The following is a 22,680-nucleotide window of genomic DNA, read 5'->3' as shown; positions in this document are numbered from 1 at the left end:
CACACTTACGAAAGTACAGTACTTACTCAAAATAAGCACGCGGCCCGTTTAACATGGGCGTATGAGTCGAGGGACCGAGCGCGTGGCCGGGATGAGCGTGTTCGATCCGCAGTGCACGTCGCGGGAGGTACTGGAGCACGCGACGGGCCGGTGGGGTGGCCTGACCCTCGCCGCCCTGACAGAAGGCCCTCTGCGGTTCGCCGAGGTGCGTCGCAGCGTGTCCGGGGTCTCCGACCGGATGCTGTGGCAGACCCTCCAGCGTCTGGAGGACGACGGCCTCGTCGCGCGGACACCACACCCGACGGTCGCCAGGCGGGTCGACTACGAACTCACCGCTCTCGGCCGCCCGATCGCCGAGCGCGTCTGCGATCTGATCGACGCGATCTACGAGCAACTGCCCGGCATCGTCACCCACCAGCGCACGAACGGCACGGGCTCGGCGTCACCCTCGGAGGACATGTCCGACTGAGGGGCCCTCCCCGCGCCTCGACGCGAACTCGGCGCTCACGTCCACAGGCGCCACGCGCCGGAGCGATGGCGGAACAGGATGGCAATGCGGGCACAGGGTTTCGACTGTCTCGTTCCCGAGTACGCAAAGCCCCTGAGGGGGTGTGCGGAGACAGGGAGTGATACACCCTCCCAGTCACGCAGTCACCCGTCCAGAATGACTTCTGAAATTCGATTCCACGTTCACAGGCGAAGCTGTTGCGACCGCCATCAAGCCGTCCGACCCATGCTGCGTGAAGCTGAAGTTGAACGTGCCCATGAGAAAGAAGCGTTCATGTCACTGCAAGATCTAGAGGCCAAGTCCGAGCTGAAGCAGTTGGTGGACACGTTCTCCAACTTGGGCGACGAGAAGCGGATCAAGGACCAGATGTCCCTGTTCACACCCGACACCAAGGTTCAGGTGTACATGGGTGATGACTTGGTCTTCGACATCTCCGGTGTAGAGCAGCTGGAAGAGACGTTCAGCGGTTTCATCGCAAACGTGACGCGCCTGTTCCATATGAACGGTCAGCAGGTCGTCGACATCGACGGCGATTCCGCAACGGGAATCTCCTACTGTCAGGTGAAGCTCGTCACCGAGGAAGACGGCAAAGAGTTCATCACCGACAGCAGCATTCGGTACAACGACGAATACGTCCAGCGTGACGGCCGATGGCTGATCAAGACTCGAATCTCGCATTTCCTGATCAACGACAAGCGGCCGTTGGGAAGCTGACCGTGCTGTGCCGCCACGTGCGTCGGCACTGATTGTGTCCACCCGCCAAGGGGATCCAGGAATTCCTGGATCCCCGGCCCACGAGTCGGCCCGACTTCCAGCTGCAGAACATCGTCAGCGGCCTGGCGGCTTTCACGGCACGGTCTCCCTCACCGCCGCACTCGGTGTGCGGCAGACCCTGGGCTCCGGCGAGCCGTTCTCCGAGTACGGCGCATATCCGTCCCAGACAGCAGCCTCACGACGGCGAGAGCACCCAGGCTCAGGGGGCGCGCAGGAAGGTCCCAGCTCGCTTCTGGCTGCCCGCGCCCTGCACCCGGACGACTGGGAGAACCAGATCCGCGGCTGCGTCGCCCGGCTGCGCGCACTCGCCGGCACCGCCCCCGACACCCCGGGACTCGGCCGGCTCATCGCCGAACTACGGGACAAGAGCCCGGACTTCGCCGAAAGCCCTCGTCGTCCTGACCCCGGAACCCGCCTCGTCCTCCGCGGAAGCCCTGGACATCCTCGCCAGCTGGACCAGCACCTCCGCCGGCGGGCCGCGAATCCCCGAAGAGACGCATGGCCCGGCCGGCTGACAAGACGCCACCACCGGCGCAAGCCGGATGACCTCGGCCTCGGCAACGATCTCGTGCCCTGTGCAGAAGTCGAGCATCTCCCCGATCCCTCGGACCTGACCCGGCTCGCCGGTGAACTGCTGCCGAGGAGTCCGGAGTTCGGACGCTGATCCGACACCACCGGCACCGGCACCAGCTTGCTGATGCGCCGGCCGGCGCCGCTGGTTCGACCACGCCGGCCCGACGCAGCGTCACCTCGTCCGAGACACCGAATCAGCCACTCGTCGCAATTCATCGAAGCCGCAGCGACACGAGTCGTAGGCGAAGAACAGAAAGCACGGCTGCGCGTTCCACTCGGGCCACTCGGGTCGAACACCGAGGCGAATCCAGATCAACCCTCTGAACAGGCCTTTTACATCGACCCTTCCGTGAGACGGAAGCAGTATTGCGCCTGCGTGACGCCCTTCCGGACGATGTCGCCATCACAGAGAGACGGGAGCCGCAACGATGCCGCACACCACCGCCTTCGCCAGGAACCAGTGGTACGTCGCCGCCTACAGCCACGAGGTCGGGCGTGAGCTGCTCGGCCGGACGATCCTCGGCGAGCCGCTCGTCTTCTACCGGACACAGGACGAGGGGACGCCCGTCGCGCTGCACGACCGCTGTGTGCACCGCCGCTTCCCGCTCTCCGAGAGCGGGCTCGACGGGGACCGGATCGTGTGCGGCTACCACGGCTTCACGTACGACACGACGGGCGCGTGCGTGTACGTGCCCGGGCAGAAGCGCATCCCGCGCACCGCCCGCGTCGCCTCCTACCCGGTGGTCGAGCAGGACTCCCTGATCTGGGTGTGGATAGGCGACGCCGCACTCGCCGACCACGACACCATTCCGCGGGCCAAGCACCTCGACTCCCCCGGCTGGACCACCGTGCGCGGCATGGAGCCCATCGACGCCGACTACGGGCTCCTCGTCGACAACCTCCTCGACCTCTCCCACGAGACGTATCTGCACGGCGGCTACATCGGCACCCCCGAGGTCGCCGAGACGCCGATCACCACGGAGGTCGACGAGGGCGCGGGCATCGTGCGGGTGAGCCGGCACATGGACGACGCCGAGTGCCCGCCGTTCTACGCCAAGTCGACCGGCATCAAGGGCCGGATCACGCGGTGGCAGGACATCGAGTACCACGCGCCCTGCCTGTATCTGCTGCACAGCCGGATCGCGCCGGTGGGCGTCCTGCCCGAGGCCGACGGCAGCGACCCGAACGGCTTCCACACCGAGATCACGTACGCCATCACGCCCTCGACCGACGGCAAGGTGTACGACTTCTGGATGGTCTCGCGCGACTGGGCGACGGACGACGCCGAGGTCACCGAGTTCCTGCGGGGCAACAACCACACCGTCGTCATGCAGGACGTCGACGCGCTCAACCTGCTGCAGAAGACGCTCGGTTCGGAGCGGTCCGGCTACCAGGAGCTGAGCATCAACATCGACACCGGCGGTCTCGCCGCGCGCCGTATCCTCGCCCGGCTGGTCGAGGAGGGCGACAAGCCCGTGGAGAAGGTCCTGTGAGCAGCCCCACCGGGGAGGTCTACCGCATCGACTGGCTGCCGGGCACGGACGTGCTGCACGGCACCTGTCACTGCGGCCGCGAGCACACCTCGCAGGACCCCATCGAGATGTGGGAGTGGATGCTCGCGCACCCGAACGGACACTCCCAGCAAGGATCCGAGCCGCAAGGAAACACCTCATGAGTGACGTGTACGAAGCCGAACTCGTCGTCGACCGCAAGGAGTCCGCGGCCGACGGCGTGCTCGCCCTCACCCTGCGCCACCCGCTGGGCGAGCAGCTCCCGGCCTGGGAGCCGGGCGCCCACATCGACGTCGTGCTCGGTCCTGAACTGGAGCGCCAGTACTCCCTGTGCGGCGACCCCGCCGATCGCACCGCCTGGCGGATCGCCGTGCTGCGCGAGCCGGACGGGCGCGGTGGATCCTCCCATGTGCACGAGCAGTTGGGGCAGGGCGACAAGGTCCGGGTGCGCGGTCCGCGCAACCACTTCACCCTGCACCCCGCGCCCCGCTACCGCTTCGTCGCCGGCGGCATCGGCATCACCCCGATCCTGCCGATGCTGGCGGCGGCCGAGGCCGCGGGCGCGGAGTGGACGCTGCTGTACGGCGGGCGGACCCGCAACTCCATTGCCTTCACCGAGGAGTTGAGCCGCTACGGCGATCGCGTCACCGTCGCTCCCCAGGACGAGAGCGGGCTGCTGGACCTGGCGTCCGTGCTCGACGACGTCCCCGAGGGCACGCTCGTCTACTGCTGCGGGCCCGGACCGCTGCTGGACGCGGTCGAGGAGCGGTGCCCGGCCGGTGTGCTGCATGTGGAGCGGTTCGCGCCGAAGGAGCAGGAGACCGGCGAGAACACCGAGTTCGAGGTCGAGCTGGCGCAGAGCGGCAGGACGGTGACCGTCCCGACGGACGTCTCCGTGCTCGACGCCGTGCGCGCCTCCGGCGTGGAGGTGCTGTTCTCCTGCACCGAGGGCACCTGCGGGACCTGCGAGACCGACGTCCTCGAAGGCACGCCGGACCACCGGGACTCCGTCCTCACGGACGAGGAGCGGGAGGCCGGGGAGACGATGATGATCTGCGTGTCCCGGTGCCGGGGGAAGCGGCTCGTCCTCGACCTGTAGACAGACCGGAAGACAGACCGGTGGACATCCCGAGGTCGGCCTCGATCCCGGCGACCGTCTCCAGCAGGGGCGGCAGCAGGTCCCGCCGGATCGAGGCGAGGGAGGTGCGGCCCGCCTGCACCGGGATGTTGACCGCCGCCACCACCTCGCCGTCCCGGTCACGCACCGGGGCGGCGACCGAGCGCAGCCCCTCCTCCAACTCCTGGTCCACAACGGCGTATCCCTGCCGTCGTACCCGCTCCAGTTCCGCCCGCAGCGGCTCGACGGAGACGAGCGTGCGGGCGGTGAGCGGACGCAACTCGGCACGGGCGAGGCGCAGTTCGATCTCCTCGTCCGACAGATGGGCGAGGATCACCCGGCCCACCGAGGTGACGTAGGCGGGGAAGCGGGTGCCGACGGTGATCGCCGCGGTCATGATGCGTCGGGCCGGCACCCGGGCCACGTAGACGATGTCGTCGCCGTCGAGCACGCACAGGGACGACGACTCCCTTGTACGGTCGACGAGTTGCTCCAGATGCGGTTCGGCGATCTGGGCCAGCGAGAAACTCGACAGGTAGGAGTAGCCGAGCTCCAGCACGCGCGGGGTCAGCCGGAAGGTGCGGCCGCCCGCGCGGACGTAGCCGAGGTCGGCCAGCGTCAGCAGGAAGCGGCGGGTCGCCGCGCGGGGCAGACCGCAGGCGCGCGCGACCTCACTGAGCGTCAGTTCCGGGTGGTCGGCGTCGAAGGCGCGGATGACGGCGAGGCCGCGTTCCAGCGATCGGACGAAGTGGGGCGCGCGGTCTGCTGCAGGCATCGTCGCCTCCGAAAGGAACGCACACGGTGCGCCGGCCCCGTAGGCTAGACGCACATTTCGATAACTGTCAACAATATTGTTGGCCATAGGCATTGACCCCGCCTCGCCGGACCTCTACCTTTCGCGCTGAGCACCACTGTGCGGTATGCGCACAGCCTGTCGGAACACCGAAGTCTGCACAGGAGGAGCCATGCGTCGTCTGCTCACCGCACTCGCGGCAGGAGCATTGCTGGTCACCGCGTCGGCCTGTGGCTCGTCCGGCGACTCGGGGGCCGCGGACGACAAGGAGTCGTCCGGCGGAATCACCACCGTCAAACTGGGTCTCATCCCCATCGTCGACGTCGCACCCATCTATCTGGGCCAGAAAAAGGGCTTCTACAGCAAACACGGACTCAAACTGGAGATGTCCACCGCGACGGGCGGTGCGGCGATCGTGCCCGGAGTGGCCAGCGGACAGTTCCAGTTCGGGTTCTCCAACGTGACCTCGCTCCTGGTCGCCCAGTCAACCGGCGTTCCCATCAAGGCGGTTGCCAACGGCATCGCGTCGACCGGCGTGGAGGGCAAGGACTTCAGCGCGCTCATGGTGAAGAAGGGCAGCCCGATCAAGTCGCCGAAGGAGCTCGAGGGCAAGAAGGTCGCCATCAACTCCCTGAAGAACATCAACGAGACCGCGGTGCGCGAGTCGGTGCGCAAGGACGGCGGCGACCCCGACAAGGTGAACTTCGTCGAGCTCGCCTTCGACGCGATGCCCGCGGCCCTCGACAGCGGCCAGATCGACGCCGCGAGTGTGGTCGAGCCCGCGCAGGCCACGGTCAAGAGCCAGGGCGGCGTCGTGATCGCCACGCCCATCGTCGACGTCGCCAAGGACTGCACGGTCGCCATGTACTTCACCTCGACGCAGTACATGCAGCAACACCCGGACGAGGTCAAGAAGTTCCAGGACGCCACCGCCGAGTCCCTCGCCTACGCCGACTCGCACCCGGACGAGGTCCGCCAGATCGTCACCACGTACACGAAGATCCCGGCGTCGGTGCTGGCCCAGGTGACCCTCCCGAAGTGGCCGGCCGAGCCGAACAAGGCCTCCATCGAGGCGCTGGCGAAGCTGGGCGAGGAGGACGGGCTCTTCAAGAAGACCCCCGACGTGGACGCGCTGCTCTCGTGAGGGGTACGAACGCGGCGCTGGGCGCCGCCGGACTCACGGCCTTCCTCGCCCTGGGCGAGGCGGTGCCGCGGCTCGGCATCGTCAGGGAGGCGTACTTCCCGCCGACCAGCCGGATCGCGAGCGCCTTCGCGGACGAGCTCTCCGACGACGCCTTCTGGACGGCGCTCGGCGACACGCTCACCGGTTGGGCGCTCGGTCTGACGATCGCCGCCTCGGCGGGGATCGTGGCCGGGGTGCTCCTGTCCGTCGTCCCGTATCTGCGCCAGGCGACGGCCTCCACGATCGAGTTCCTGCGCCCGATCCCCTCGGTCGCACTGATCCCCCTCGCAGTGCTGTTGTACGGCACCGAACTGCGCTCGGTGCTGTTGCTCGTCGTCTACGCCTCCTTCTGGCAGGTCCTCATCCAGACCCTGTACGGCGTCCAGGACGTCGACCCGGTCGCCGAGGAGACGGCACGGTCGTACGGCCTCGGGACGTGGGCGCGGATCCGGCACGTGCTGTGGCCGACCGCGCTGCCGTACGTGATGACGGGGATCCGGCTGGCCGCGGCCGTCGCGCTGATCCTCGCCATCACCGCCGAACTCGTCATCGGCGCACCGGGGTTGGGCGCGCGCATCGCGGTCGCCCAGAACTCGCAGGCGGTGCCCGAGATGTACGCGCTGATCGTGGTGACCGGCATCTTGGGGCTGCTCATCAACGTGGGCGCGCGTACCGTGGAGCGACGGGCGCTGGCCTGGCACCAGTCGGTGCGCGGGGAGGTGGCGGTGTGAGGCGCGTACTGCTGCAGCTGTTCTTCGTGCTCGCCCTGCCCGTGCTGCTGGTCGCGGTCTGGTGGCTCGCGTCCGACGACAGTACGAACGTGTTCTGGCCGCCCCTGCGGACGATCCTGCAGACCTTCCCGGACGTGTGGACGGCCGACCGGCTGCGCGACGACGTGCTCCCGAGCATGTGGCGCCTGACCGCCGGTTTCACGCTGGCGGCCGTGGTGGGCGTGGCGGTCGGCACGGTCATCGGCTCCTACCGGCGGGTCCGGGCGGTGTGCGAACCGGTGCTGGAGTTCCTGCGGGCGGTGCCGCCGCCCGTGCTGGTGCCGGTCATCATGCTGTTCGCGGGCATCGGCGACACGATGAAGGTCGCCGTGATCGCGAGCGGCTGCGTCTGGCCGATCCTGCTCAACACGGTCGAGGGCGTGCGGGCCGTGGACTCCGTGATGGCGGAGACCGCACGCTCCTACGGCATCACGGGCGCGGCACGCCTGAAGAACGTGGTGCTGCGCTCGGCGAGCCCGCAGATCTTCGCGGGGCTGCGCCAGGCCCTGTCCATCGGCATCATCCTGATGGTCATCAGCGAGATGTTCGCGGCCAGCAACGGCATCGGCTTCACCGTCGTCCAGTTCCAGCGCAGTTTCGCGGTCCCCGACATGTGGACCGGGATCCTCGTCCTCGGCCTGCTCGGCTTCCTGCTCTCCGTCGTCTTCCAGCTGGTCGAGCGGCGGGTCCTCGCCTGGTACCACGGCCTGCGCGCCTCGACCCGGCGGTCCCCGTGAGTCTCGTGAAAGGGCGGTCCATGCTCGACGTACGCGGCCTGAACAAGGTCTACGAGGGATCCGGCCGCCGGGTGGAGGCGGTGCGGGACCTCACCTTCACCGTCGACGCGGGCGAACTCGTCTGTCTCGTCGGCCCGTCGGGCTGTGGCAAGACGACGCTGCTGAAGTGCATGGGCGGACTGCTCACCCCGACGGGCGGTGAAGTCCTCCTGGAGGGGCGGAAGGTGAGCGGTCCGCCGCCCGGGATGGCGTTCGTCTTCCAGGAGTACGGGCGCAGCCTGTTCCCCTGGATGCGGGTCGCCCAGAACGTCGAACTCCCCTTGAAGCAGAAGGATGTGAGCAGGTCTCGGCGCCCAGAGCTGGTCGCGGACGCGCTCCAGTCGGTCGGGCTCGCGGACGCCGCCGACGCCTACCCCTGGCAGCTGTCCGGCGGTATGCAGCAGCGGGTCGCCATCGCCCGCGCGCTGGCGTACGAACCCCAAGTTCTGCTGATGGACGAGCCGTTCGCGGCGGTCGACGCGCAGACCCGCGCCGATCTGGAAGATCTCGTACGGGGCCTGTGGCGGGAGCGCGGGATCACGATCCTGTTCGTCACCCACGACATCGACGAGGCCGTGTACCTCGGCGAGCGGGTGATCGTGCTCTCCGCCTCCCCCACGGTCGTGCAGGAGCAGCTGAAGGTCGATCTGCCCGACGAGCGGGACCAGTTGCACACGCGCGTGGCCCCGCGCTTCGCCGAACTGCGGACCCATGTGTACGAGCAGATCCAGGCGGCGAAACGCGGGACACCTCAGGACGCGGTGAAGGCGGATACGCCTCCGCCGCACTGAGCCGGGCCACGGGCCGGCCGGGGTGTGGCTACTTGGCGGCCCAGAGGCCGCGGACGTGTGCGATGTGGCGGGTCATGACCTCGTGGACCGCCTTCTCGTCGCGGGCGATCAGTGCGTCGAGGAGTTCGAGGTGCTCCTCGGCCGAGGCCAGCAGACGGCCCGCCTCCAGCAGGGCGGTGAGCCCGTAGAGGCGCGAGCGCTTGCGCAGGTCGCCGACGACGTCGACGAGGTGGGCGTTGCCGGCGAGGGCGAGCAGGCCGAGGTGGAAGCGGGTGTCGGCCTCGACGTACGCCACGAGGTCGCCGGACGCCGCGGCCTGGACGATCTCCCGGGCTGCCGGGCGCAGTGCCTCCAGGGAGACGGGGTCGGCGGTCCTGGTCAGCTCCACCACGGTCGGGATCTCGACGAGCGCACGGATGTGGGTGTACTCGTCGAGTTGCTTCTCGGAGACGGCGGTGACCCGGAAGCCCTTGTTGGGGACCGTGTCGACCAGGCCCTCCTTGGCCAGGTCCAGCATCGCCTCGCGCACCGGGGTCGCCGAGACGCCGAAGCGGGCGGCGAGCGTCGGCGCCGAGTACACCTCGCCGGGGAGCAGCTCACCGGCGATCAAGGCGGCCCGCAGGGCGTCCGCGACCCGTTCCCGGTAGCTGCTCTTCTTGCCGCCCAGGATGGGCAGGGCCGGGGCGGCGGCAGGCGAGCTGTGCTGGGTGGCGGGCATGGGCTGTCTCCTCGTACGGGCACGTGCGGTGTGCGGCTGCGTGCGGTGCGCTGGGCACCGTATGCAATGTCACGCACCACCAGTATCTATGCGGCGGAGAGCATCGTGACAGTCCGGCTGCGGGTGCAGCAGTCCAGGGCCAGGCCGCTCAGGTCTAGAGGATGAATCCGGCCGGGAACGGGTCGGTCGGATCGAGCAGGTACTGGGCGGTGCCGGTGATCCAGGCGCGGCCGGTGAAGCTGGGCAGGACGGCGGGGATGCCGGCGACCTCGGTGGTGTCGAGGAGCCGGCCGGTGAACCGGGTCCCGATGAAGGACTCGTTCACGAACTCGGTGTTCAGGGGGAGTTCGCCGCGTGCGTGCAGTTGCGCCATGCGCGCGCTGGTGCCGGTGCCGCAGGGTGAACGGTCGAACCAGCCGGGGTGGATCGCCATGGCGTGCCGTGAGTGGCGGGCGGTGGCGCCGGGGGCGATCAGGTGGACGTGGTGGCAGCCGCGGATGGCGGGGTCCTCGGGGTGGACGGGCTCGTCCTCGGCGTTGATCGCCTCCATGAGGGACAGGCCGGCCTTGAGGATGTCGTCCTTGCAGGAGCGGTCGAAGGGCAGGTCGAACTCGTCCAGCGGCAGGATGGCGTAGTAGTTGCCGCCGTATGCGAGGTCATATGTCACCGTCCGCCCGTCGGCGAGTGTGATTTTGCGGTCGAGTCCGGCGGAGAACGACGGCACGTTCCTGAGGGTGACGTTCTTCGCGGCGCCGTCCTCCACCTGGACCTCGGCGACGACGAGACCCGCCGGGGTGTCGAGCCGGATCGTGGTGACCGGCTCGACGACCTCGACCATGCCGGTCTCCACGAGCACGGTGGCCACACCGATGGTGCCGTGGCCGCACATCGGCAGATAGCCGGAGACCTCGATGTAGACGACCCCCCAGTCGCAGTCCGGGCGGGTGGGCGGCTGCAGGATGGCGCCGCTCATCGCGGAGTGGCCGCGCGGTTCGTTCATCAGGAGCTGCTTGATGTGGTCGCGGTGCTCACGGAAGTACAGGCGCCGCTCCATCATGGTCGCGCCGGGGATCGTGCCGATGCCGCCGGTGATCACGCGGGTCGGCATGCCCTCGGTGTGCGAGTCGACGGCGTGCAGGACGAGTTTGCTGCGCATGACGCTCCTGATGAACGTGGGAGACCGGGTGGGGTTGCTCAGGCGAGTCCGGCCGCGACCGCCTTCTCGGTGGCGGCACGGACCGCGGCCTCCTGCTCGGGCAGCAGCGGGACGCGCGGCGGGCGGACGGGACCGCCGTGGCGGCCGACGATGTCCATGGACAGCTTGATGGCCTGCACGAACTCGACCTTGGAGTCCCAGCGCAGCAGCGGGTGCAGCTGCTCGTACAGCTTCTTGGCGGTGTCGAGGTCGCCGCTCACGGCCGCCTGGTACAGGTCGACGCTCGCCCGGGGCAACGCGTTCGGGTAGCCGGCCACCCAGCCCTTGGCGCCCGCGATCGCCAGCTCCAGCAGGACGTCGTCGGCGCCGATCAACAGGTCCAGTTCCGGGGCGAGTTCGGCGAGCTGGTAGGCCCGGCGCACGTCGCCGGAGAACTCCTTGACGGCGTGGATGTACCCCGCGGCGTGCAGCTTGGCGAGCAGCTCCGGGACGAGGTCGACCTTGGTGTCGATGGGGTTGTTGTACGCGACGACCGGGAGCCCCGCCTGGGCGACCTCGGCGTAGTGGGCCAGCACCGAGCGCTCGTCGGCGCGGTAGGCGTTCGGCGGCAGCAGCATCACGGAGGCGCAGCCGGCGTCGCGTGCCTGCTCCGCCCAGCGGCGGGCCTCGGCGGAGCCGTAGGCGGCGACGCCGGGCATCACGCGCTCGCCGCCGATGGCGGCCACGGCGGTCTCGACGACCTTGGCGCGCTCCTCGGGGGTGAGCACCTGGTACTCACCGAGGGAGCCGTTCGGTACGACGCCGTCGCAGCCGTTCTCGACCAGCCAGGTGCAGTGGTCGGCGAACTTCTCGTAGTTGACGGAGAGGTCGTCGTTCAGCGGGAGGGCGGTGGCGACGAGGACGCCGCGCCAGGGACGGTTCTCGGTGGTGGTCATGTGCTGGGTCCCATCTCATCAATAGGGTGTGACATTTTACTGGTTGGCAGGGGTGAACGGACAGCCCCGCACGACGGTCCGTCGACTTCGGCCGGGTGATCAGTCGTCTTCGGGTTCTCCGGCGGCAGCCAGCACACCGAGGGGCACGGGCCGGGCGAAGGGCCGCCGGGACGGCGTGAGCTCGCACCCGGCGAGCCCCGCGACCGCCGGCCCGCACACCCGCCCCTGGCACCAGCCCATCCCGGCCCGCGTCAGCAGCTTCACGGTCCGCGCGTCGCCGGCGCCGAGCTCCCCGACGGCCTCGCGGATCGCGCCGCCGGTGACCTCCTCGCAGCGGCAGACGACGGTGTCGTCGGTGATCTGCTCGGTCCAGTGAGCTGGCGGTGCGTACACGCTGTCGATCGCGGCGAAGAACGCGCGCAGTCGGCTACGGCTCTTCGCGGCCGCCGCCCACTCGCCCGGGTCGGGTTCGGTGCCGTGCAGGCGCGCGGCGGCGGACCGGCCCGCGATGTGCCCCTCGGCGAGGGAGAGGGCCGAGCCGCCGATGCCGGTGGTCTCGCCCGCGGCCCAGACGCCGGGGACGTCGGTGCGCTGCTCGTCGTCGACGTGGACGTCGAGCCCGTCGAGGCGGCAGCCCAGGGTCTCGGCGAGGTCGGTGTGCGGGAGCATGCCGTGCCCGACGGCGAGCGTGTCGCACGGGATACGGCGCTCGGTGCCGGGCCTGACCCGCCCGTCGGCGTCGAGGGCGGCCACGGTGACCGCCTCCAGCCGCTCGGCGCCGTGCGCCTCGACCACGGTGTGGTGGACGAGGGTGCGCACCCGGTGCCGGAGCAGCTGCGCGGCGTACTGGGCGCCCTCGGCGACCTTGCCGGGCTGGGCCGCCAGCGCGCGGGTCCGCCGTACGAAATCCTTGGGGTCCGCGGACTCGACGAGTGCGGCCACCTCGACGCCGGCCGCGGCGAGTCCGGTCGCCACGGGCAGCAGCAGCGGGCCGGTCCCGGCGACGACGGCCGTGCGTCCGGACACCGCGAGGGTGCCCTTGAGCATGGCCTGGGCGCCGCCCGCGGTGACGACTCCGGGGAGGGTCCAGCCGGGGAAGGGCAGTACCTTCTCGTAGCCGCCGGTGGCGAGGAGTACGGCGTCGGCGCGCACCTCGACCGGCTCCTCCTGCTCGGGGCCGAACAGGGCGTGCACGGTGAAGCGCGTGTCACGGCGGTCGACGTACCAGACGTGATGGTCCGTGAAGTGCCGTACGGCGCCTGCCTGGACGTGGGTCCGCAGTCCGTCCCGGAGTCGCTCCCAGGTCCGCCACTCGTGGTGCAGGGCCTGCGGGCGGCGGGCGCGCAGTTCGGCGGCGGGCTGGCGGTAGAACTGTCCGCCGGCTTCCGGGGCCGAGTCGATCAGGGTGACGCGTACGCCGTGGGAGGCGGCGGCGACGGTCGCGGCGAGGCCTGCCGGGCCCGCGCCGATCACAGCGAGATGCGGCTGCTCAGTCATCGTGGCCCGTCCCCTCCTGCGTACGGATCGTGTCGCCCGGGTGCAATGGCACCAGGCAAGCACGTTGGTTGGGGCGGTCGTTGACGGTCACCAGGCAGTCGAAGCAGACGCCGATGCCGCAGAAGATGCCGCGCGGGCGGCCCTCACCCCGGGTGGTGCGCCAGGAGGTGACACCGGCCGTCCAGAGCGCGGCGGCGACGGTCTGCCCGGGCAGGGCCTCGATCTCCCGGCCGTCGAGGGTGACCGTGAAGGCCGGGCCCGGCCGGGCGTCAGCCAGTTCCAGTGGGGATCTCACGCGGACTCCTCGGCGACGGGGAAGCGGTCGGGGCGGAACGGTGACAGATCCAGGTCGGGGGCCTTCGCGGTCAGCGCCTGCGCGATCAGGTGGCCGGTGCCGGTGGCGAGACCGATGCCCGCGCCCTCGTGACCGCAGGCGTGGTGGAGCCCGGGGACCCGGGGATCGGGGCCGATGGCGGGCAGGTGGTCCGGCATGTACGGGCGGAAGCCCAGGTAGGCGCGCATGGCCCGGACGTCGGACAGGAAGGGGAACAGCCGGGTCGCGCCGGCCGCCAGTGACCGGACGACCGGCAGCGAGAAGGAGCGGTCGAACCCGACCCGCTCACGGCTCGCGCCGATCAGCACCGGCCCCGCGGCCGTCCCCTCGACGACCGGCGAGGTCTGCAGTGCCGCCGAGTCGCTGGCCACGTCGGCCACGTAATCGGCGGCGTACACCTTGTGCCGCACCATGCGCGGGAGCGGTTCGGTGACCAGGACGAAGCCGCGCCGCGGGAGCACGGGGAGGCGGGTTCCCGCGAGCGCGGCCAGTTCCGAGCCCCAGGTGCCGGCCGCGTTGACGACCACCGGGGTGTGGATGTCGCCCTGGTCGGTGCGGACGCCGCGCACGGCGCCGTCCGGCGTGAGCAGTACGTCCGTCACGGTCCGGCCGGTGAGCAGGCGGGCGCCCGAGGCGCGGACGAGGTGGGCGGCGGCCAGGGCCGGCATCACCTGGCAGTCCTGGGGGTAGTGGACGGCGCCCGGCAGGCCGGGGGCCAGGTGGGGTTCGAGGTCGTACAGCTCGTCGCCTACGACGGTTCGGGCGACGACCCCGGCTGTGCGCTGCTCCTCGGCGAACCGCTCCAGGGCCGCGAGCCCGCCCGGGGACGAGGCGACGACCACGCCGCCCTTGGCCTCGTACTCGACGGCCTCGCCGAGCTCCCCGGCGAGGTCCGCCCAGAGGCGGCCCGACAGGAGGGCGAGGTCCAGCTCCGGGCCGGGCTCCTTGTCGGAGACCAGGAGGTTGCCCTCGCCGGCGCCGGTCGTGCCGCCGGCCACCGGGCCACGGTCGACGAGGATCACGTCGAGGCCCGCCCGGGCCGCGTACAGGGCGCAGGCCGCGCCCACCATTCCGGCTCCGACGACCACGACATCGCAGGTCAGTCGCTTGCTCACGACAGTACTATGTCACATGCTTCTCTAGCTGGGAATGTCCCCACACCCGGAAGAACGGAAGAGGTGCCTGACGTGGCCAAGGGCCGAAAGAACGGTCTCTACCGAGGAATCTCGGCCGAGCTGTCCGCTCTGATGCGGACGGGCTGGGCCGACACCGAGCGCACGGATCTGCAGCCGACCGAGCAGGCGCCCTACGCGGCCCGCCGCCGTGCCGCGCTCTCCGCCCTCTTCCCGGGCGAGCGGCTGGTCGTGCCGTCCGGGGGTCTCAAGGTCCGCTCGAACGACACCCCCCACCCGTTCCGCCCGTACTCGGGCTATGTCCACCTGCCGGGCGACCAGGCCCGCGACGGCGCCCTGGTCCTTGAGCCCCGCCCCGACGGCGGCCATGACGCGCACTGCTACCAGATGCCCCGCGACAGCCGGGACAGCGACGAGTTCTGGACGGGATACACCGCCGAACTCTGGATGGGCCGCCGTCGCACGCTCGCCGAGTCGGAGCTGGTGCTCGGCCTGCCGTGCCGCGACATAGGGACCATCGCCGAGGACCTGGCGAAGTCCTCACCCGCTCCCACACGGATCGTCCGGGGCGTCGACCCGGAGCTGGAGGCCTCGCTCGGCACCGACGAGGAGCGGGACGCCGCTCTCGAGGAGGCCGTGTCCGGTCTCCGCCTCATCAAGGACGAGTGGGAGATCGGTGAGATGCGCCGCGCGGTGGACTCCACGGTGCGTGGATTCACCGACGTCGTACGGGAGTTGTCACAGGCGGTCGCCACCTCGGAGCGGTGGATCGAGGGCACCTTCTTCCGCCGGGCCCGCGTCGAGGGCAACCACGTCGGCTACGGCACCATCGCCGCGGCCGGCGAACACGCGACGATCATGCACTGGACCGACAACGACGGCCCGGTCCGCCCCGGCGAACTCCTCCTGCTGGACGCGGGAGTTGAGACCCGCACCCTCTACACGGCCGACGTCACCCGCACGCTCCCGATCAACGGCACCTTCTCCCCCGTCCAGCGCGAGGTCTACGACGCCGTGTACGCGGCCCAGGAGGCCGGCATGGCGGCGGTCAAGCCCGGCGCCCACTACCGCGACTTCCACGAGGCGGCCCAGCGGTCGATGGCCGAGCGGCTCGTGGAGTGGGGCTTCATCGAGGGCCCGGCCGACCGGGCGTACGAGCTGGGGCTGCAGCGTCGGTTCACGATGGCCGGCACCGGGCACATGCTCGGCCTCGACGTCCACGACTGCGCCGAGGCCCGCAACGAGGAGTACGTCGACGGCGTCCTGGAGCCCGGTATGTGTCTCACCGTCGAGCCGGGCCTGTACTTCCAGCCCGACGACCTGACGGTGCCCGAGGAGTGGCGGGGCATCGGCGTCCGGATCGAGGACGACCTGCTGGTGACGGCGGACGGGCACGAGAACCTGTCGGCGGCGCTTCCGCGCTCCGCCGACGAAGTCGAGGCGTGGATGCGGGAGTTCACGGGCTGAACCCCACGGCCTGGGGTCACCCCGAGCCTTGGGTGACCCCTCGTCAGACCCGGCTCCCCGTCGCCGTGTCGGCCGACAGCCGCTGGGCGACGTAGATCGGAATCACGGAGAGCAGGACGAGGACAGCCGCCACCACGTTCACCACCGGCGCCTGCTGAGGCCGTGTCATGTTGTTGAAGATCCAGATGGGCAGGGTCTCGACACCGGGCCCGGCGGTGAACGTGGTCACCACGATCTCGTCGAAGGAGAGCGCGAAGGCGAGCAGTCCGCCCGCCAGCAGGGCCGAGCGCACCAGCGGGAAGGTGACGTCCACGAAGGCGCGGAAGGTGTGCGCACCGAGGTCCATCGCCGCTTCCTCGTAGGAGCCGGACGTGCGCCGCAGCCGGGCGACGACGTTGTTGAACACGACGACGATGCAGAAGGTGGCGTGGCCGACGACCACCGTGAACAGGCCGAGGCCGACGCCCAGGGGCTCAAGTACCGTACTGAACGCCGAGTTGAGCGCGATGCCCGTGACGATGCCGGGCAGCGCGATCGGCAGGACGACCACGAACGAGATGGCGTCGCGGCCGAAGAAGCGGTGCCGGGCGACGGCGAAGGCGATCAGCGTGCCGAGGACCAGGGCGATGGCGGTGGCGCCGAGGCCCGCCTTCACCGAGACCCAAAGTGCCTCGCGGGCACCGGAGTTGTCCCAGGCGACCGACCACCAGTGCAGGGTGAACCCCGGCGGCGGCCAGCTCGCACTCCGGTCGGGGCTGAACGAGTTCACGAGGACGAGCACGAGCGGGACGTAGATCACCGCGAAGCCGAACCCGGCGGCGACGCGCAGTGCGATACGCGCGGAACGGGAGAGTTGCACGGCTGACTCCTAGAGGCTGCTCAGCGCACCGGTACGGCGCATCGCCAGCAGATACAGCACGATCACCACCACGGGCACGGTGCCCAGCGCGGCGGCCATCGGCAGGTTGAGTTCGATGTTGGAGTACACGAGGTTGCCGATCAGCTGGGTCTTGCCGCCGACGATCTGCACCGTGATGTAGTCGCCGAGGCTCAGCGAAAACGTGAAGATCGACCCGGCGGCGACGGACGGCAGCACCATCGGCAGCACGACCGACCGGAAGGTCCGCCAGGCCCGCGCGCCCAAGTCCGCGGACGCGTCGAGCAAGTTGGCGGGCAGCTGCTCCAGAGCCGTGTGGATCGGCAGGACCATGTACGGCAGCCAGAGGTACGTCAGCGTCAGCACCGCCGCCGGGAGTCCGAAGCCCGGCCCGCTCAGCCCGAACGGCTTCAGCATCCAGTCGGCGAGCCCGCCCTCGGAGAGGATCAGCCGCCACGCGTACACCTTGACCAGGTAACTCGCCCACAACGGGGTGAGGATGGCGACCACCAGCAGCGGCCGCCACTTCGGCTTCGCGACCCGGGCCGTGTAGAAGGCGAGCGGGAACGCGATCACGGCGCACAGGGCGGTGACCGCCAGGGCCACGCCCACACTGCGCAATATCACCTGCCGGAACACGGGCGTGGTGAACAGCTCACGGAAGTTGTCGGTCGACCAGACCTTCACCACCTCGGAGGTGAAGGAGTTCGTCGTCCAGAACGCGGAGACGAACAGCACGGCGAGCGAGCCGAGGTAGAGCACGGCCAGCCACAGCAGCGGGGCGGTCAGCAGCAGGGACAGCCGCAGCCGGGGGTGGCGGTGCAGTGCCCCGGCGAGCCGCCGGACGGTCCCCCGCCCGACGGCCTCGGAAGCCACGGCCATGACCTCAGCCCTTGATCTCGGTCCAGGCCTGGACCCACTTGGCGTACGGCACGCACTTGACGTCGGTGCGGCCGTCCAGGCACTGCTCGATGGGCGTGTTCCAGAAGGCGATGTTCTTCCAGTAGCTCTCGTCGCTCGCGTGGTAGGTCGTGCAGAAGTCCTTGTCACTGGTCAGCTCGCACGCCTTGGTGTTGGCAGGAGCCTCGCCGAAGTACTCGGCGACCTGGGCGTTGACCTTCGGCGAGACGATCCAGTCGAGCCACTTGTAGGCGCAGTTGGGGTGCTTGGCCTTGGCCGAGACCATCCAGGTGTCGGACCAGCCGGTCGAACCCTCCTTGGGCACGAAGGCCTTGACCTTGGCACCCTCGTCGGCGGTGAGGTTCGCGATGACCTGCCAGGTGGTGCCGACCACGGAGTCACCGCTCTTGAAGGCGGAGATCTCCTTGAGGTAGTCGCTCCAGTACTCGCCGACGTTCGCGTTCTGCTGCTTCAGCAGGTCCACGGCCGCGTCGAACTGCTTCTGGTCGAGGGCGTAGGGGTCCTTGATGCCGAGGTCGGGCTTGGTCGCTTTCAGGTACAGCGCCGCGTCGGCGATGTAGATCGGTGAGTCGTACGCGGTGACGTGGCCCTTGTACCGGGACGCGTCGTCGAAGACCGCGGCCCAGGAGGTCGGCGCCGGGGTGACCTTCTCGGTGTTGTACATCAGCAGGTTGGCGCCCCTGCCGTGCGGGACGCCGTACATCTGGCCGTCGACAGAGTTCCAGTTGCCGTCCTTCAGGCCGCTGAAGATGTCCTTGTAGTTCGGCACAAGGTCGGTGTTGACGGGGGCGGCGTCGCCGGAGGCTATGAGGCGCAGGGAGGCGTCGCCGGAGGCGGAGACCGCGTCGTACTGGCCGGTCTTCATCAGCTTGACCATCTCGTCGGAGCTGGCGGCGGTCTTGGAGTTGACCTGACAGCCGGTCTGCTTCTCGAAGTCGCTGACCCAGTCGACCTCGGGGTCGTTGGAGCCGTCCTCGACATAGCCGGCCCAGGCGATCAGGTTGACCTGGCCCTCGGTCGCGCCGAGCTTCGTCGGTGCCTTGAGATCGGGCGGGTTGAGGCCGGTGGCCGAGGATTCACTGCCACCGTCGGAGGATCCGCAGGCGGTGGCGACGAGGAGCAGTGCGGCGGCTGCAGCCGCTTTGAGGGTGAGGCGCACGACGTTCTCCATACGTGAGCGGACGAGCGGGGCGGGACGGGTGGGAACAAGCACGGTCAGTCGGGAACGGGCACGGCGACGGCGTGCCGTCGGTGCCATTGCAATCGCACTCGGGTGCCGCGGTAGGCGGCCACGTCCTCGGAGGAGGTCTCCAGGTTCTGCTGGAGGGCGGTGAGGCGGCCGCCGGCGTCCAGGTCGACCAGGAAACGGGTCACGTCTCCCAGATAGACGACCTCGGCGACGGTGCCGGTGGCGGTGGAGTGCTCCGGCTCGTCGGCCTCGGCGGACTCCTTCAGGACGCGGATCTTCTCGGGGCGGATGCTGTAGGTGCCGGGGGTGCCGACGATCCGGTGGGCGGACTCCCCTTCGAGAAGGTTGGAGGTGCCGACGAAGGACGCCACGAACGGGGTCGCGGGGCGTTCGTAGATCTCGGCGGGGGTGCCGACCTGTTCGATGCGGCCCCGGTGGAAGACGGCGACGCGGTCGCTCATCGTCAGGGCCTCCTCCTGGTCGTGGGTGACCAGCACGAAGGTGATGCCGACCTCGCGCTGGATGGCCTTGAGTTCGACCTGCATCTCCTCGCGCAGCTTGAGATCGAGGGCGCCGAGCGGTTCGTCGAGCAGGAGCACGCCGGGGCGGCCGACCAACGCCCGGGCGAGGGCGACGCGTTGGCGCTGCCCACCGGAGAGCTGAGCGGGCCGCCGCTTACCGAAGCCCTCCAGCCGCACCTCGGCGAGGGCCTTGCGGGCCCGCACCAGCCGCTCCGCCTTCGGCACCTTGCGGACCTTGAGGGCGTAGGCGACGTTCTGCTCCACGGTCATGTGCGGGAACAGGGCGTAGTCCTGGAAGACGGTGTGGACGTCCCGTTCGAAGGGGGCGAGGCCGGTGACGTCCTGCCCGGCGAGTTCGATCCGGCCTCCGGTGGGGGCCTCGAAGCCGGCGATCAGGCGGAGCACGGTCGTCTTGCCCGATCCGGACGGGCCGAGCATCGAGAAGAACTCCCCGTCCCGGATCTCCAGGTCGACGCCGGCCACGGCGGTCGTCTCCCCGAACGACTTCCGCAGTTCGCGCAGCCGGATCGCGCTTCCCTCCATGGGCGGGAACCTTTCTGGCGTTCTCGTACGTTGCACGAAAACATATGAAGTCATAGTTCAAATCTCAAGGCCCCCTTAGGGTAAAGCTTGAGTCAACGTGCAAGGTGGTGGCCGTGAAGCAGCAGCACATCAACGGCGGCGCCCGCAGGGCCGTCTTCGCCCCGGTCGACAGCCGGGCGCGCGTCGACACGGTCGTGCGCAGGATCGGCGACGCCATCGAGCTCGGGCTGCTCGCCGACGGGGAGCAGCTGCCCGGCGAGAGCGAACTGGCGGGCCAGCTCGGCGTGTCCACGGTGACCCTGCGGGAGGCACTGATGGCCCTGCGCCAGCAGGGGCTGGTCACCACCCGACGGGGCCGCGGCGGCGGCTCCTTCGTCTCCCTGCCCGAGGTCCCCGGCGAAGAGCGCCTCAAGGTCCGCCTACGCGGCTGGAGCACCGAGGAACTGCGCGACCTCGGCGACCACTGGGCCGCCCTGTCCGGTACGGCGGCCCGGCTCGCCGCCGAGCGCACGGAGCCCGAGGACCTCGTACAACTGCGGCGTACGGCCGATGAGTTGGGGCGGGCGACGGGCGCGGCGGCGCGCAGTCGCGTGTATGGCCGTTTCCACGTGGAGCTCGCTGCCGCCGCGCAGTCGGCCCGGCTCACCCGGGAGCAGGTCGCGCTACAGACGGAGGTCGGGGCAATGCTGTGCCTTGTGCTCGGCGACGACGAATATCGTGAAGAGGTGGCGGACCGTCACCACTCCGTAATCTCGGCCGTGCAGGATGGGGCCCACGAATCGGCCAGGGAGCTGGCCGAGCGGTGCGTGCAGGAGTCGACGGCGCGGCTCATCGCGTTGCGACTGACGCTGTAGCCGTACCGCTTGTACGGTCCCCGTCCGCTGGAGGGCAGTGATGAGCCTCGCGACGGCAACACTCGACAAGGCACCGGAGGAGTCGGTCGCGGCGCGCGTGCGCTCGGCCCTGGAGACCGTGTTCGACGCCGTGGCCGCGACCCGCGCCGACACGACGGCCCTGCTGGAACGGGTGGCCGCCGAGGGCCGCCGCCCGGCCACCGTGGACCTCGCCGCCCTCCGCCCGGGCCTCCATCTGCGGCTCGCCCGGCACGAGTTGATGTCCGGAGTCGGCTTCGTCGCCGCGCCGGGCCTGCTGAGCGATGTACCGGCGTGGCTGGAGTGGTGGCAGTCCGGCCCGGAGGGGGACGTACGGCCGCTGCTGCTCGACCTCGATCCCGAGCACTCGGCGTACGCCGACTACACGCACTGGGACTGGTTCGCGCTCCCCCGCGACTCCGGGGAACGCGCGGTCGCCGGGCCGTACGTCGACTACCTCTGTTCCGACGAGTACAGCCTCACGCTGTCCGCGCCGGTCCATGTGGAGGGCCGGTTCGCCGGGGTGGCGGCAGCGGACGTGTATCTACGGCACTTCGAGGCGGCCGTGATGCCGATGCTCCGCCGGCTGCCCGGCCCGGCGCGGCTGGTGAACGCGCGCGGCAGGGTCGCCGCGTCCACCGATCCGCGGCACCTGGTCGGCTCGCTCAGCAAGGGACCCGAGTTCGCCCGCGCCCTCGCGTCGGGGCGGCCGGGGCACACGGAGGGCGTACGGCTGGTGCCGTGCGACGGGGTGCCGCTGGTGCTGGTGACCGCAGCCGTCACCACCGGGACAGCGCGGAAGTACTGACGAGGCGCCGTCGGCGACCTGAACGCCGACGGTGCCCGTCAGGATTCGGGGGTGGGCACCACGCTGAGGTGGCTCGCCGCGCGGCGGGCGCGCGCGGGGCGGCGTCTGGCGGGCGCCGGGCGGAGCACCAGTGTCAGACGCGTGTAACCCAGGTCCCGGAGGGTCCTCGGGGTCTCGTCGACGACCCGGCAGTCCGTGGCGCCCCAACGCGGGTCGGGGTGCAGCAGGGGGCGGACCGAGCCGTCGTGCTCGACGGCCTGTTCGCCGACGGTGCGGATCCAGTGCGGCAGGCCGTGCCGGTAGGCGGCTTCCATGATGGGGTCCTGGGCGATGTCCCGGCGGATCGACTGCAGGCCGTGGTCGTGGCCGTGCCGCTCCACCGCGGCCGCGAAGTGCGCCAGCATCGGCAGACACCAGCGGGACTCGTGCTCACCGAGGACGGTGCTCGCGTCGGGGTGGAAGAGGACGAACCTGAGGAAGTTGTCGCCGGGCATGGCGGTCGGATGGGGGCCCACACCACGGAAGAGTGACGCAAAAGCGGCGTTGGCCAGCACGACGTCCCAGCAACGGTCGAGGACGACCGAGGGAAAGGGGACGGCCTCCACGAGGGTGGTGTAGTCCTGCAGATAGGCCTGGGCCTCGACACCCTCGGGGACGGGCCGCGGAACGGACCGCTGCCCACCTGCCTGATACGCCATCGGGAGGTCACCCCTCTTGCCTATGCGGCCTTCACACGGCGCCTTGATCCTGCTGCCCCGACGCGAGCCGTGTCAACTATCGTGGCATTTCGTGCCTGTTGACGGCTGAAATTGGCCACAGTTGTGGCGAGACCTGGATGTGAGTTCGAACAACCCGCTACTCTCCGGGAAGTTCACGGCAACCGCTTGTGAGAAGCCTGGGTGAAGAGACGTAG

The 22,680-nt window shown here is 70.0% G+C and carries 25 protein-coding genes; 13 read left to right on the top strand and 12 right to left on the bottom strand.

The genetic code is table 11. The features are described 5' to 3' along the window. Window positions 1-61 precede the first annotated feature (61 nt). The 6 genes from IG08_RS0140890 (at window position 62) to IG08_RS0140865 (ending at window position 4,465) form a co-directional block, all read left to right on the top strand. Window positions 62-469, top strand: coding sequence for a winged helix-turn-helix transcriptional regulator (locus tag IG08_RS0140890; protein WP_052425065.1), 408 nt, complete (start codon window positions 62-64; stop codon window positions 467-469). 264 nt (window positions 470-733) lie between these two features. Beyond that, entirely contained in the window at window positions 734-1,222 is a 489-nt protein-coding gene (locus IG08_RS0140885; RefSeq protein WP_199821005.1) for a nuclear transport factor 2 family protein, read from the top strand. Window positions 1,223-1,388: 166 nt separating this feature from the next. Beyond that, a complete protein-coding gene (locus IG08_RS63165) occupies window positions 1,389-1,946 on the top strand; it encodes an MmyB family transcriptional regulator (protein ID WP_078655930.1) in 558 nt (185 codons plus the stop codon). A 337-nt stretch (window positions 1,947-2,283) separates the two neighbouring features. Beyond that, window positions 2,284-3,348, top strand: coding sequence for an aromatic ring-hydroxylating oxygenase subunit alpha (locus IG08_RS0140875; protein WP_030615409.1), 1,065 nt, complete (start codon window positions 2,284-2,286; stop codon window positions 3,346-3,348). Then, window positions 3,345-3,530, top strand: a complete 186-nt coding sequence (locus tag IG08_RS0140870; RefSeq protein ID WP_030615405.1) for a hypothetical protein — start codon at window positions 3,345-3,347, stop codon at window positions 3,528-3,530. Before IG08_RS0140875 ends, IG08_RS0140870 begins: the two co-directional genes overlap by 4 nt. Beyond that, window positions 3,527-4,465, top strand: coding sequence for a PDR/VanB family oxidoreductase (locus IG08_RS0140865; RefSeq protein ID WP_030615403.1), 939 nt, complete (start codon window positions 3,527-3,529; stop codon window positions 4,463-4,465). The genes IG08_RS0140870 and IG08_RS0140865 overlap by 4 nt, the downstream gene beginning before the upstream one ends. Here the strand turns inward: IG08_RS0140865 and IG08_RS0140860 are convergent. Beyond that, the gene (locus IG08_RS0140860; protein WP_043456420.1) at window positions 4,380-5,258 is read right to left on the bottom strand and encodes an IclR family transcriptional regulator domain-containing protein; all 879 of its coding nucleotides are present in this window, start codon (window positions 5,256-5,258) and stop codon (window positions 4,380-4,382) included. The genes IG08_RS0140865 and IG08_RS0140860 overlap by 86 nt on opposite strands. A 190-nt stretch (window positions 5,259-5,448) precedes the next feature. Between IG08_RS0140860 and IG08_RS0140855 the strand changes: the two genes are divergently transcribed. Genes IG08_RS0140855 through IG08_RS0140840 form a run of 4 tightly spaced genes read left to right on the top strand, consistent with a single transcriptional unit; the run spans window position 5,449 to window position 8,796 of the window. Beyond that, window positions 5,449-6,420 carry an ABC transporter substrate-binding protein gene (locus IG08_RS0140855; RefSeq protein WP_030615397.1) on the top strand — a complete coding sequence of 324 codons (972 nt, stop codon included), beginning with the start codon at window positions 5,449-5,451 and terminating at the stop codon, window positions 6,418-6,420. Beyond that, a complete protein-coding gene (locus IG08_RS0140850) occupies window positions 6,417-7,190 on the top strand; it encodes an ABC transporter permease (RefSeq protein WP_030615394.1) in 774 nt (257 codons plus the stop codon). Before IG08_RS0140855 ends, IG08_RS0140850 begins: the two co-directional genes overlap by 4 nt. After that, the gene (locus IG08_RS0140845; RefSeq protein WP_030615391.1) at window positions 7,187-7,966 is read left to right on the top strand and encodes an ABC transporter permease; all 780 of its coding nucleotides are present in this window, start codon (window positions 7,187-7,189) and stop codon (window positions 7,964-7,966) included. The genes IG08_RS0140850 and IG08_RS0140845 overlap by 4 nt, the downstream gene beginning before the upstream one ends. A gap of 20 nt (window positions 7,967-7,986) precedes the next feature. Beyond that, on the top strand, window positions 7,987-8,796 hold the full coding sequence (locus tag IG08_RS0140840) for an ABC transporter ATP-binding protein (RefSeq protein WP_030615388.1): 810 nt from the start codon (window positions 7,987-7,989) through the stop codon (window positions 8,794-8,796). Between the two features lie 28 nt (window positions 8,797-8,824). Here the strand turns inward: IG08_RS0140840 and IG08_RS0140835 are convergent, their stop codons facing one another. The 6 genes from IG08_RS0140835 to IG08_RS0140810 all read right to left on the bottom strand — a co-directional run bounded on the left by IG08_RS0140835 (window position 8,825) and on the right by IG08_RS0140810 (window position 14,551). Next, on the bottom strand, window positions 8,825-9,514 hold the full coding sequence (locus IG08_RS0140835; protein WP_030615385.1) for a GntR family transcriptional regulator: 690 nt from the start codon (window positions 9,512-9,514) through the stop codon (window positions 8,825-8,827). Window positions 9,515-9,668: 154 nt separating this feature from the next. Next, window positions 9,669-10,670, bottom strand: coding sequence for a proline racemase family protein (locus IG08_RS0140830; protein WP_030615382.1), 1,002 nt, complete (start codon window positions 10,668-10,670; stop codon window positions 9,669-9,671). Window positions 10,671-10,708: 38 nt separating this feature from the next. Beyond that, on the bottom strand, window positions 10,709-11,605 hold the full coding sequence (locus IG08_RS0140825) for a dihydrodipicolinate synthase family protein (RefSeq protein WP_030615379.1): 897 nt from the start codon (window positions 11,603-11,605) through the stop codon (window positions 10,709-10,711). 99 nt (window positions 11,606-11,704) lie between these two features. Then, entirely contained in the window at window positions 11,705-13,102 is a 1,398-nt protein-coding gene (locus tag IG08_RS0140820) for an NAD(P)/FAD-dependent oxidoreductase (RefSeq protein ID WP_030615376.1), read from the bottom strand. Then, a complete protein-coding gene (locus IG08_RS0140815; protein ID WP_030615373.1) occupies window positions 13,095-13,397 on the bottom strand; it encodes a (2Fe-2S)-binding protein in 303 nt (100 codons plus the stop codon). The genes IG08_RS0140820 and IG08_RS0140815 overlap by 8 nt, the downstream gene beginning before the upstream one ends. Next, window positions 13,394-14,551: an NAD(P)/FAD-dependent oxidoreductase gene (locus IG08_RS0140810; RefSeq protein WP_030615370.1), complete on the bottom strand. Its 1,158-nt coding sequence runs from the start codon at window positions 14,549-14,551 to the stop codon at window positions 13,394-13,396. The genes IG08_RS0140815 and IG08_RS0140810 overlap by 4 nt, the downstream gene beginning before the upstream one ends. A gap of 72 nt (window positions 14,552-14,623) precedes the next feature. Between IG08_RS0140810 and IG08_RS0140805 the strand changes: the two genes are divergently transcribed. After that, window positions 14,624-16,036 (top strand): aminopeptidase P family protein, encoded by a 1,413-nt coding sequence (locus tag IG08_RS0140805; RefSeq protein WP_030615362.1) that lies wholly within the window; start codon window positions 14,624-14,626, stop codon window positions 16,034-16,036. A gap of 43 nt (window positions 16,037-16,079) precedes the next feature. On the opposite strand, the gene IG08_RS0140800 is transcribed toward IG08_RS0140805, so the two are convergent. Genes IG08_RS0140800 through IG08_RS0140785 form a run of 4 tightly spaced genes read right to left on the bottom strand, consistent with a single transcriptional unit; the run spans window position 16,080 to window position 20,087 of the window. Beyond that, on the bottom strand, window positions 16,080-16,895 hold the full coding sequence (locus IG08_RS0140800; RefSeq protein WP_030615360.1) for an ABC transporter permease: 816 nt from the start codon (window positions 16,893-16,895) through the stop codon (window positions 16,080-16,082). A gap of 9 nt (window positions 16,896-16,904) precedes the next feature. Beyond that, entirely contained in the window at window positions 16,905-17,795 is an 891-nt protein-coding gene (locus IG08_RS0140795; protein WP_030615356.1) for an ABC transporter permease, read from the bottom strand. 4 nt (window positions 17,796-17,799) lie between these two features. Then, window positions 17,800-19,005: an ABC transporter substrate-binding protein gene (locus IG08_RS0140790; protein WP_030615345.1), complete on the bottom strand. Its 1,206-nt coding sequence runs from the start codon at window positions 19,003-19,005 to the stop codon at window positions 17,800-17,802. Window positions 19,006-19,049: 44 nt separating this feature from the next. After that, window positions 19,050-20,087 (bottom strand): ABC transporter ATP-binding protein, encoded by a 1,038-nt coding sequence (locus IG08_RS0140785; RefSeq protein ID WP_030615343.1) that lies wholly within the window; start codon window positions 20,085-20,087, stop codon window positions 19,050-19,052. A gap of 113 nt (window positions 20,088-20,200) precedes the next feature. Between IG08_RS0140785 and IG08_RS0140780 the strand changes: the two genes are divergently transcribed. Both IG08_RS0140780 and IG08_RS0140775 read left to right on the top strand, forming a co-directional pair. Beyond that, window positions 20,201-20,941, top strand: coding sequence for a FadR/GntR family transcriptional regulator (locus IG08_RS0140780; RefSeq protein ID WP_030615341.1), 741 nt, complete (start codon window positions 20,201-20,203; stop codon window positions 20,939-20,941). Between the two features lie 40 nt (window positions 20,942-20,981). Beyond that, window positions 20,982-21,767, top strand: coding sequence for a cache domain-containing protein (locus IG08_RS0140775; protein ID WP_030615338.1), 786 nt, complete (start codon window positions 20,982-20,984; stop codon window positions 21,765-21,767). A 38-nt stretch (window positions 21,768-21,805) separates the two neighbouring features. Here the strand turns inward: IG08_RS0140775 and IG08_RS0140770 are convergent, their stop codons facing one another. Then, window positions 21,806-22,465 (bottom strand): MmyB family transcriptional regulator, encoded by a 660-nt coding sequence (locus IG08_RS0140770; RefSeq protein WP_030615335.1) that lies wholly within the window; start codon window positions 22,463-22,465, stop codon window positions 21,806-21,808. Between the last annotated feature and the right edge of the window lie 215 nt (window positions 22,466-22,680).

Origin of the sequence: Streptomyces fulvoviolaceus (assembly GCF_000718165.1) — a bacterium.
In the GTDB taxonomy this organism is placed as follows: Bacteria; Actinomycetota; Actinomycetes; order Streptomycetales; family Streptomycetaceae; genus Streptomyces; species Streptomyces fulvoviolaceus.
Note: the sequence above shows the minus strand (reverse complement) of the source record. Positions and strands in the feature narration are given on the sequence as shown.

What these genes read in the sequence shown, in the direction of transcription:
- IG08_RS0140855 (WP_030615397.1), top strand. Translation starts at nt 5,449, where the DNA reads ATGCGTCGTCTGCTCACCGCACTCGCGGCAGGAGCATTGCTGGTCACC.
- IG08_RS0140790 (WP_030615345.1), bottom strand. Translation starts at nt 19,005, where the DNA reads ATGGAGAACGTCGTGCGCCTCACCCTCAAAGCGGCTGCAGCCGCCGCA.
- IG08_RS0140885 (WP_199821005.1), top strand. Translation starts at nt 734, where the DNA reads ATGCTGCGTGAAGCTGAAGTTGAACGTGCCCATGAGAAAGAAGCGTTC.
- IG08_RS0140820 (WP_030615376.1), bottom strand. Translation starts at nt 13,102, where the DNA reads ATGACTGAGCAGCCGCATCTCGCTGTGATCGGCGCGGGCCCGGCAGGC.
- IG08_RS0140770 (WP_030615335.1), bottom strand. Translation starts at nt 22,465, where the DNA reads ATGGCGTATCAGGCAGGTGGGCAGCGGTCCGTTCCGCGGCCCGTCCCC.
- IG08_RS0140875 (WP_030615409.1), top strand. Translation starts at nt 2,284, where the DNA reads ATGCCGCACACCACCGCCTTCGCCAGGAACCAGTGGTACGTCGCCGCC.
- IG08_RS0140890 (WP_052425065.1), top strand. Translation starts at nt 62, where the DNA reads ATGAGTCGAGGGACCGAGCGCGTGGCCGGGATGAGCGTGTTCGATCCG.
- IG08_RS0140785 (WP_030615343.1), bottom strand. Translation starts at nt 20,087, where the DNA reads ATGGAGGGAAGCGCGATCCGGCTGCGCGAACTGCGGAAGTCGTTCGGG.
- IG08_RS0140830 (WP_030615382.1), bottom strand. Translation starts at nt 10,670, where the DNA reads ATGCGCAGCAAACTCGTCCTGCACGCCGTCGACTCGCACACCGAGGGC.
- IG08_RS0140775 (WP_030615338.1), top strand. Translation starts at nt 20,982, where the DNA reads ATGAGCCTCGCGACGGCAACACTCGACAAGGCACCGGAGGAGTCGGTC.
- IG08_RS0140865 (WP_030615403.1), top strand. Translation starts at nt 3,527, where the DNA reads ATGAGTGACGTGTACGAAGCCGAACTCGTCGTCGACCGCAAGGAGTCC.
- IG08_RS0140835 (WP_030615385.1), bottom strand. Translation starts at nt 9,514, where the DNA reads ATGCCCGCCACCCAGCACAGCTCGCCTGCCGCCGCCCCGGCCCTGCCC.
- IG08_RS0140840 (WP_030615388.1), top strand. Translation starts at nt 7,987, where the DNA reads ATGCTCGACGTACGCGGCCTGAACAAGGTCTACGAGGGATCCGGCCGC.
- IG08_RS0140860 (WP_043456420.1), bottom strand. Translation starts at nt 5,258, where the DNA reads ATGCCTGCAGCAGACCGCGCGCCCCACTTCGTCCGATCGCTGGAACGC.
- IG08_RS0140795 (WP_030615356.1), bottom strand. Translation starts at nt 17,795, where the DNA reads ATGGCCGTGGCTTCCGAGGCCGTCGGGCGGGGGACCGTCCGGCGGCTC.
- IG08_RS0140825 (WP_030615379.1), bottom strand. Translation starts at nt 11,605, where the DNA reads ATGACCACCACCGAGAACCGTCCCTGGCGCGGCGTCCTCGTCGCCACC.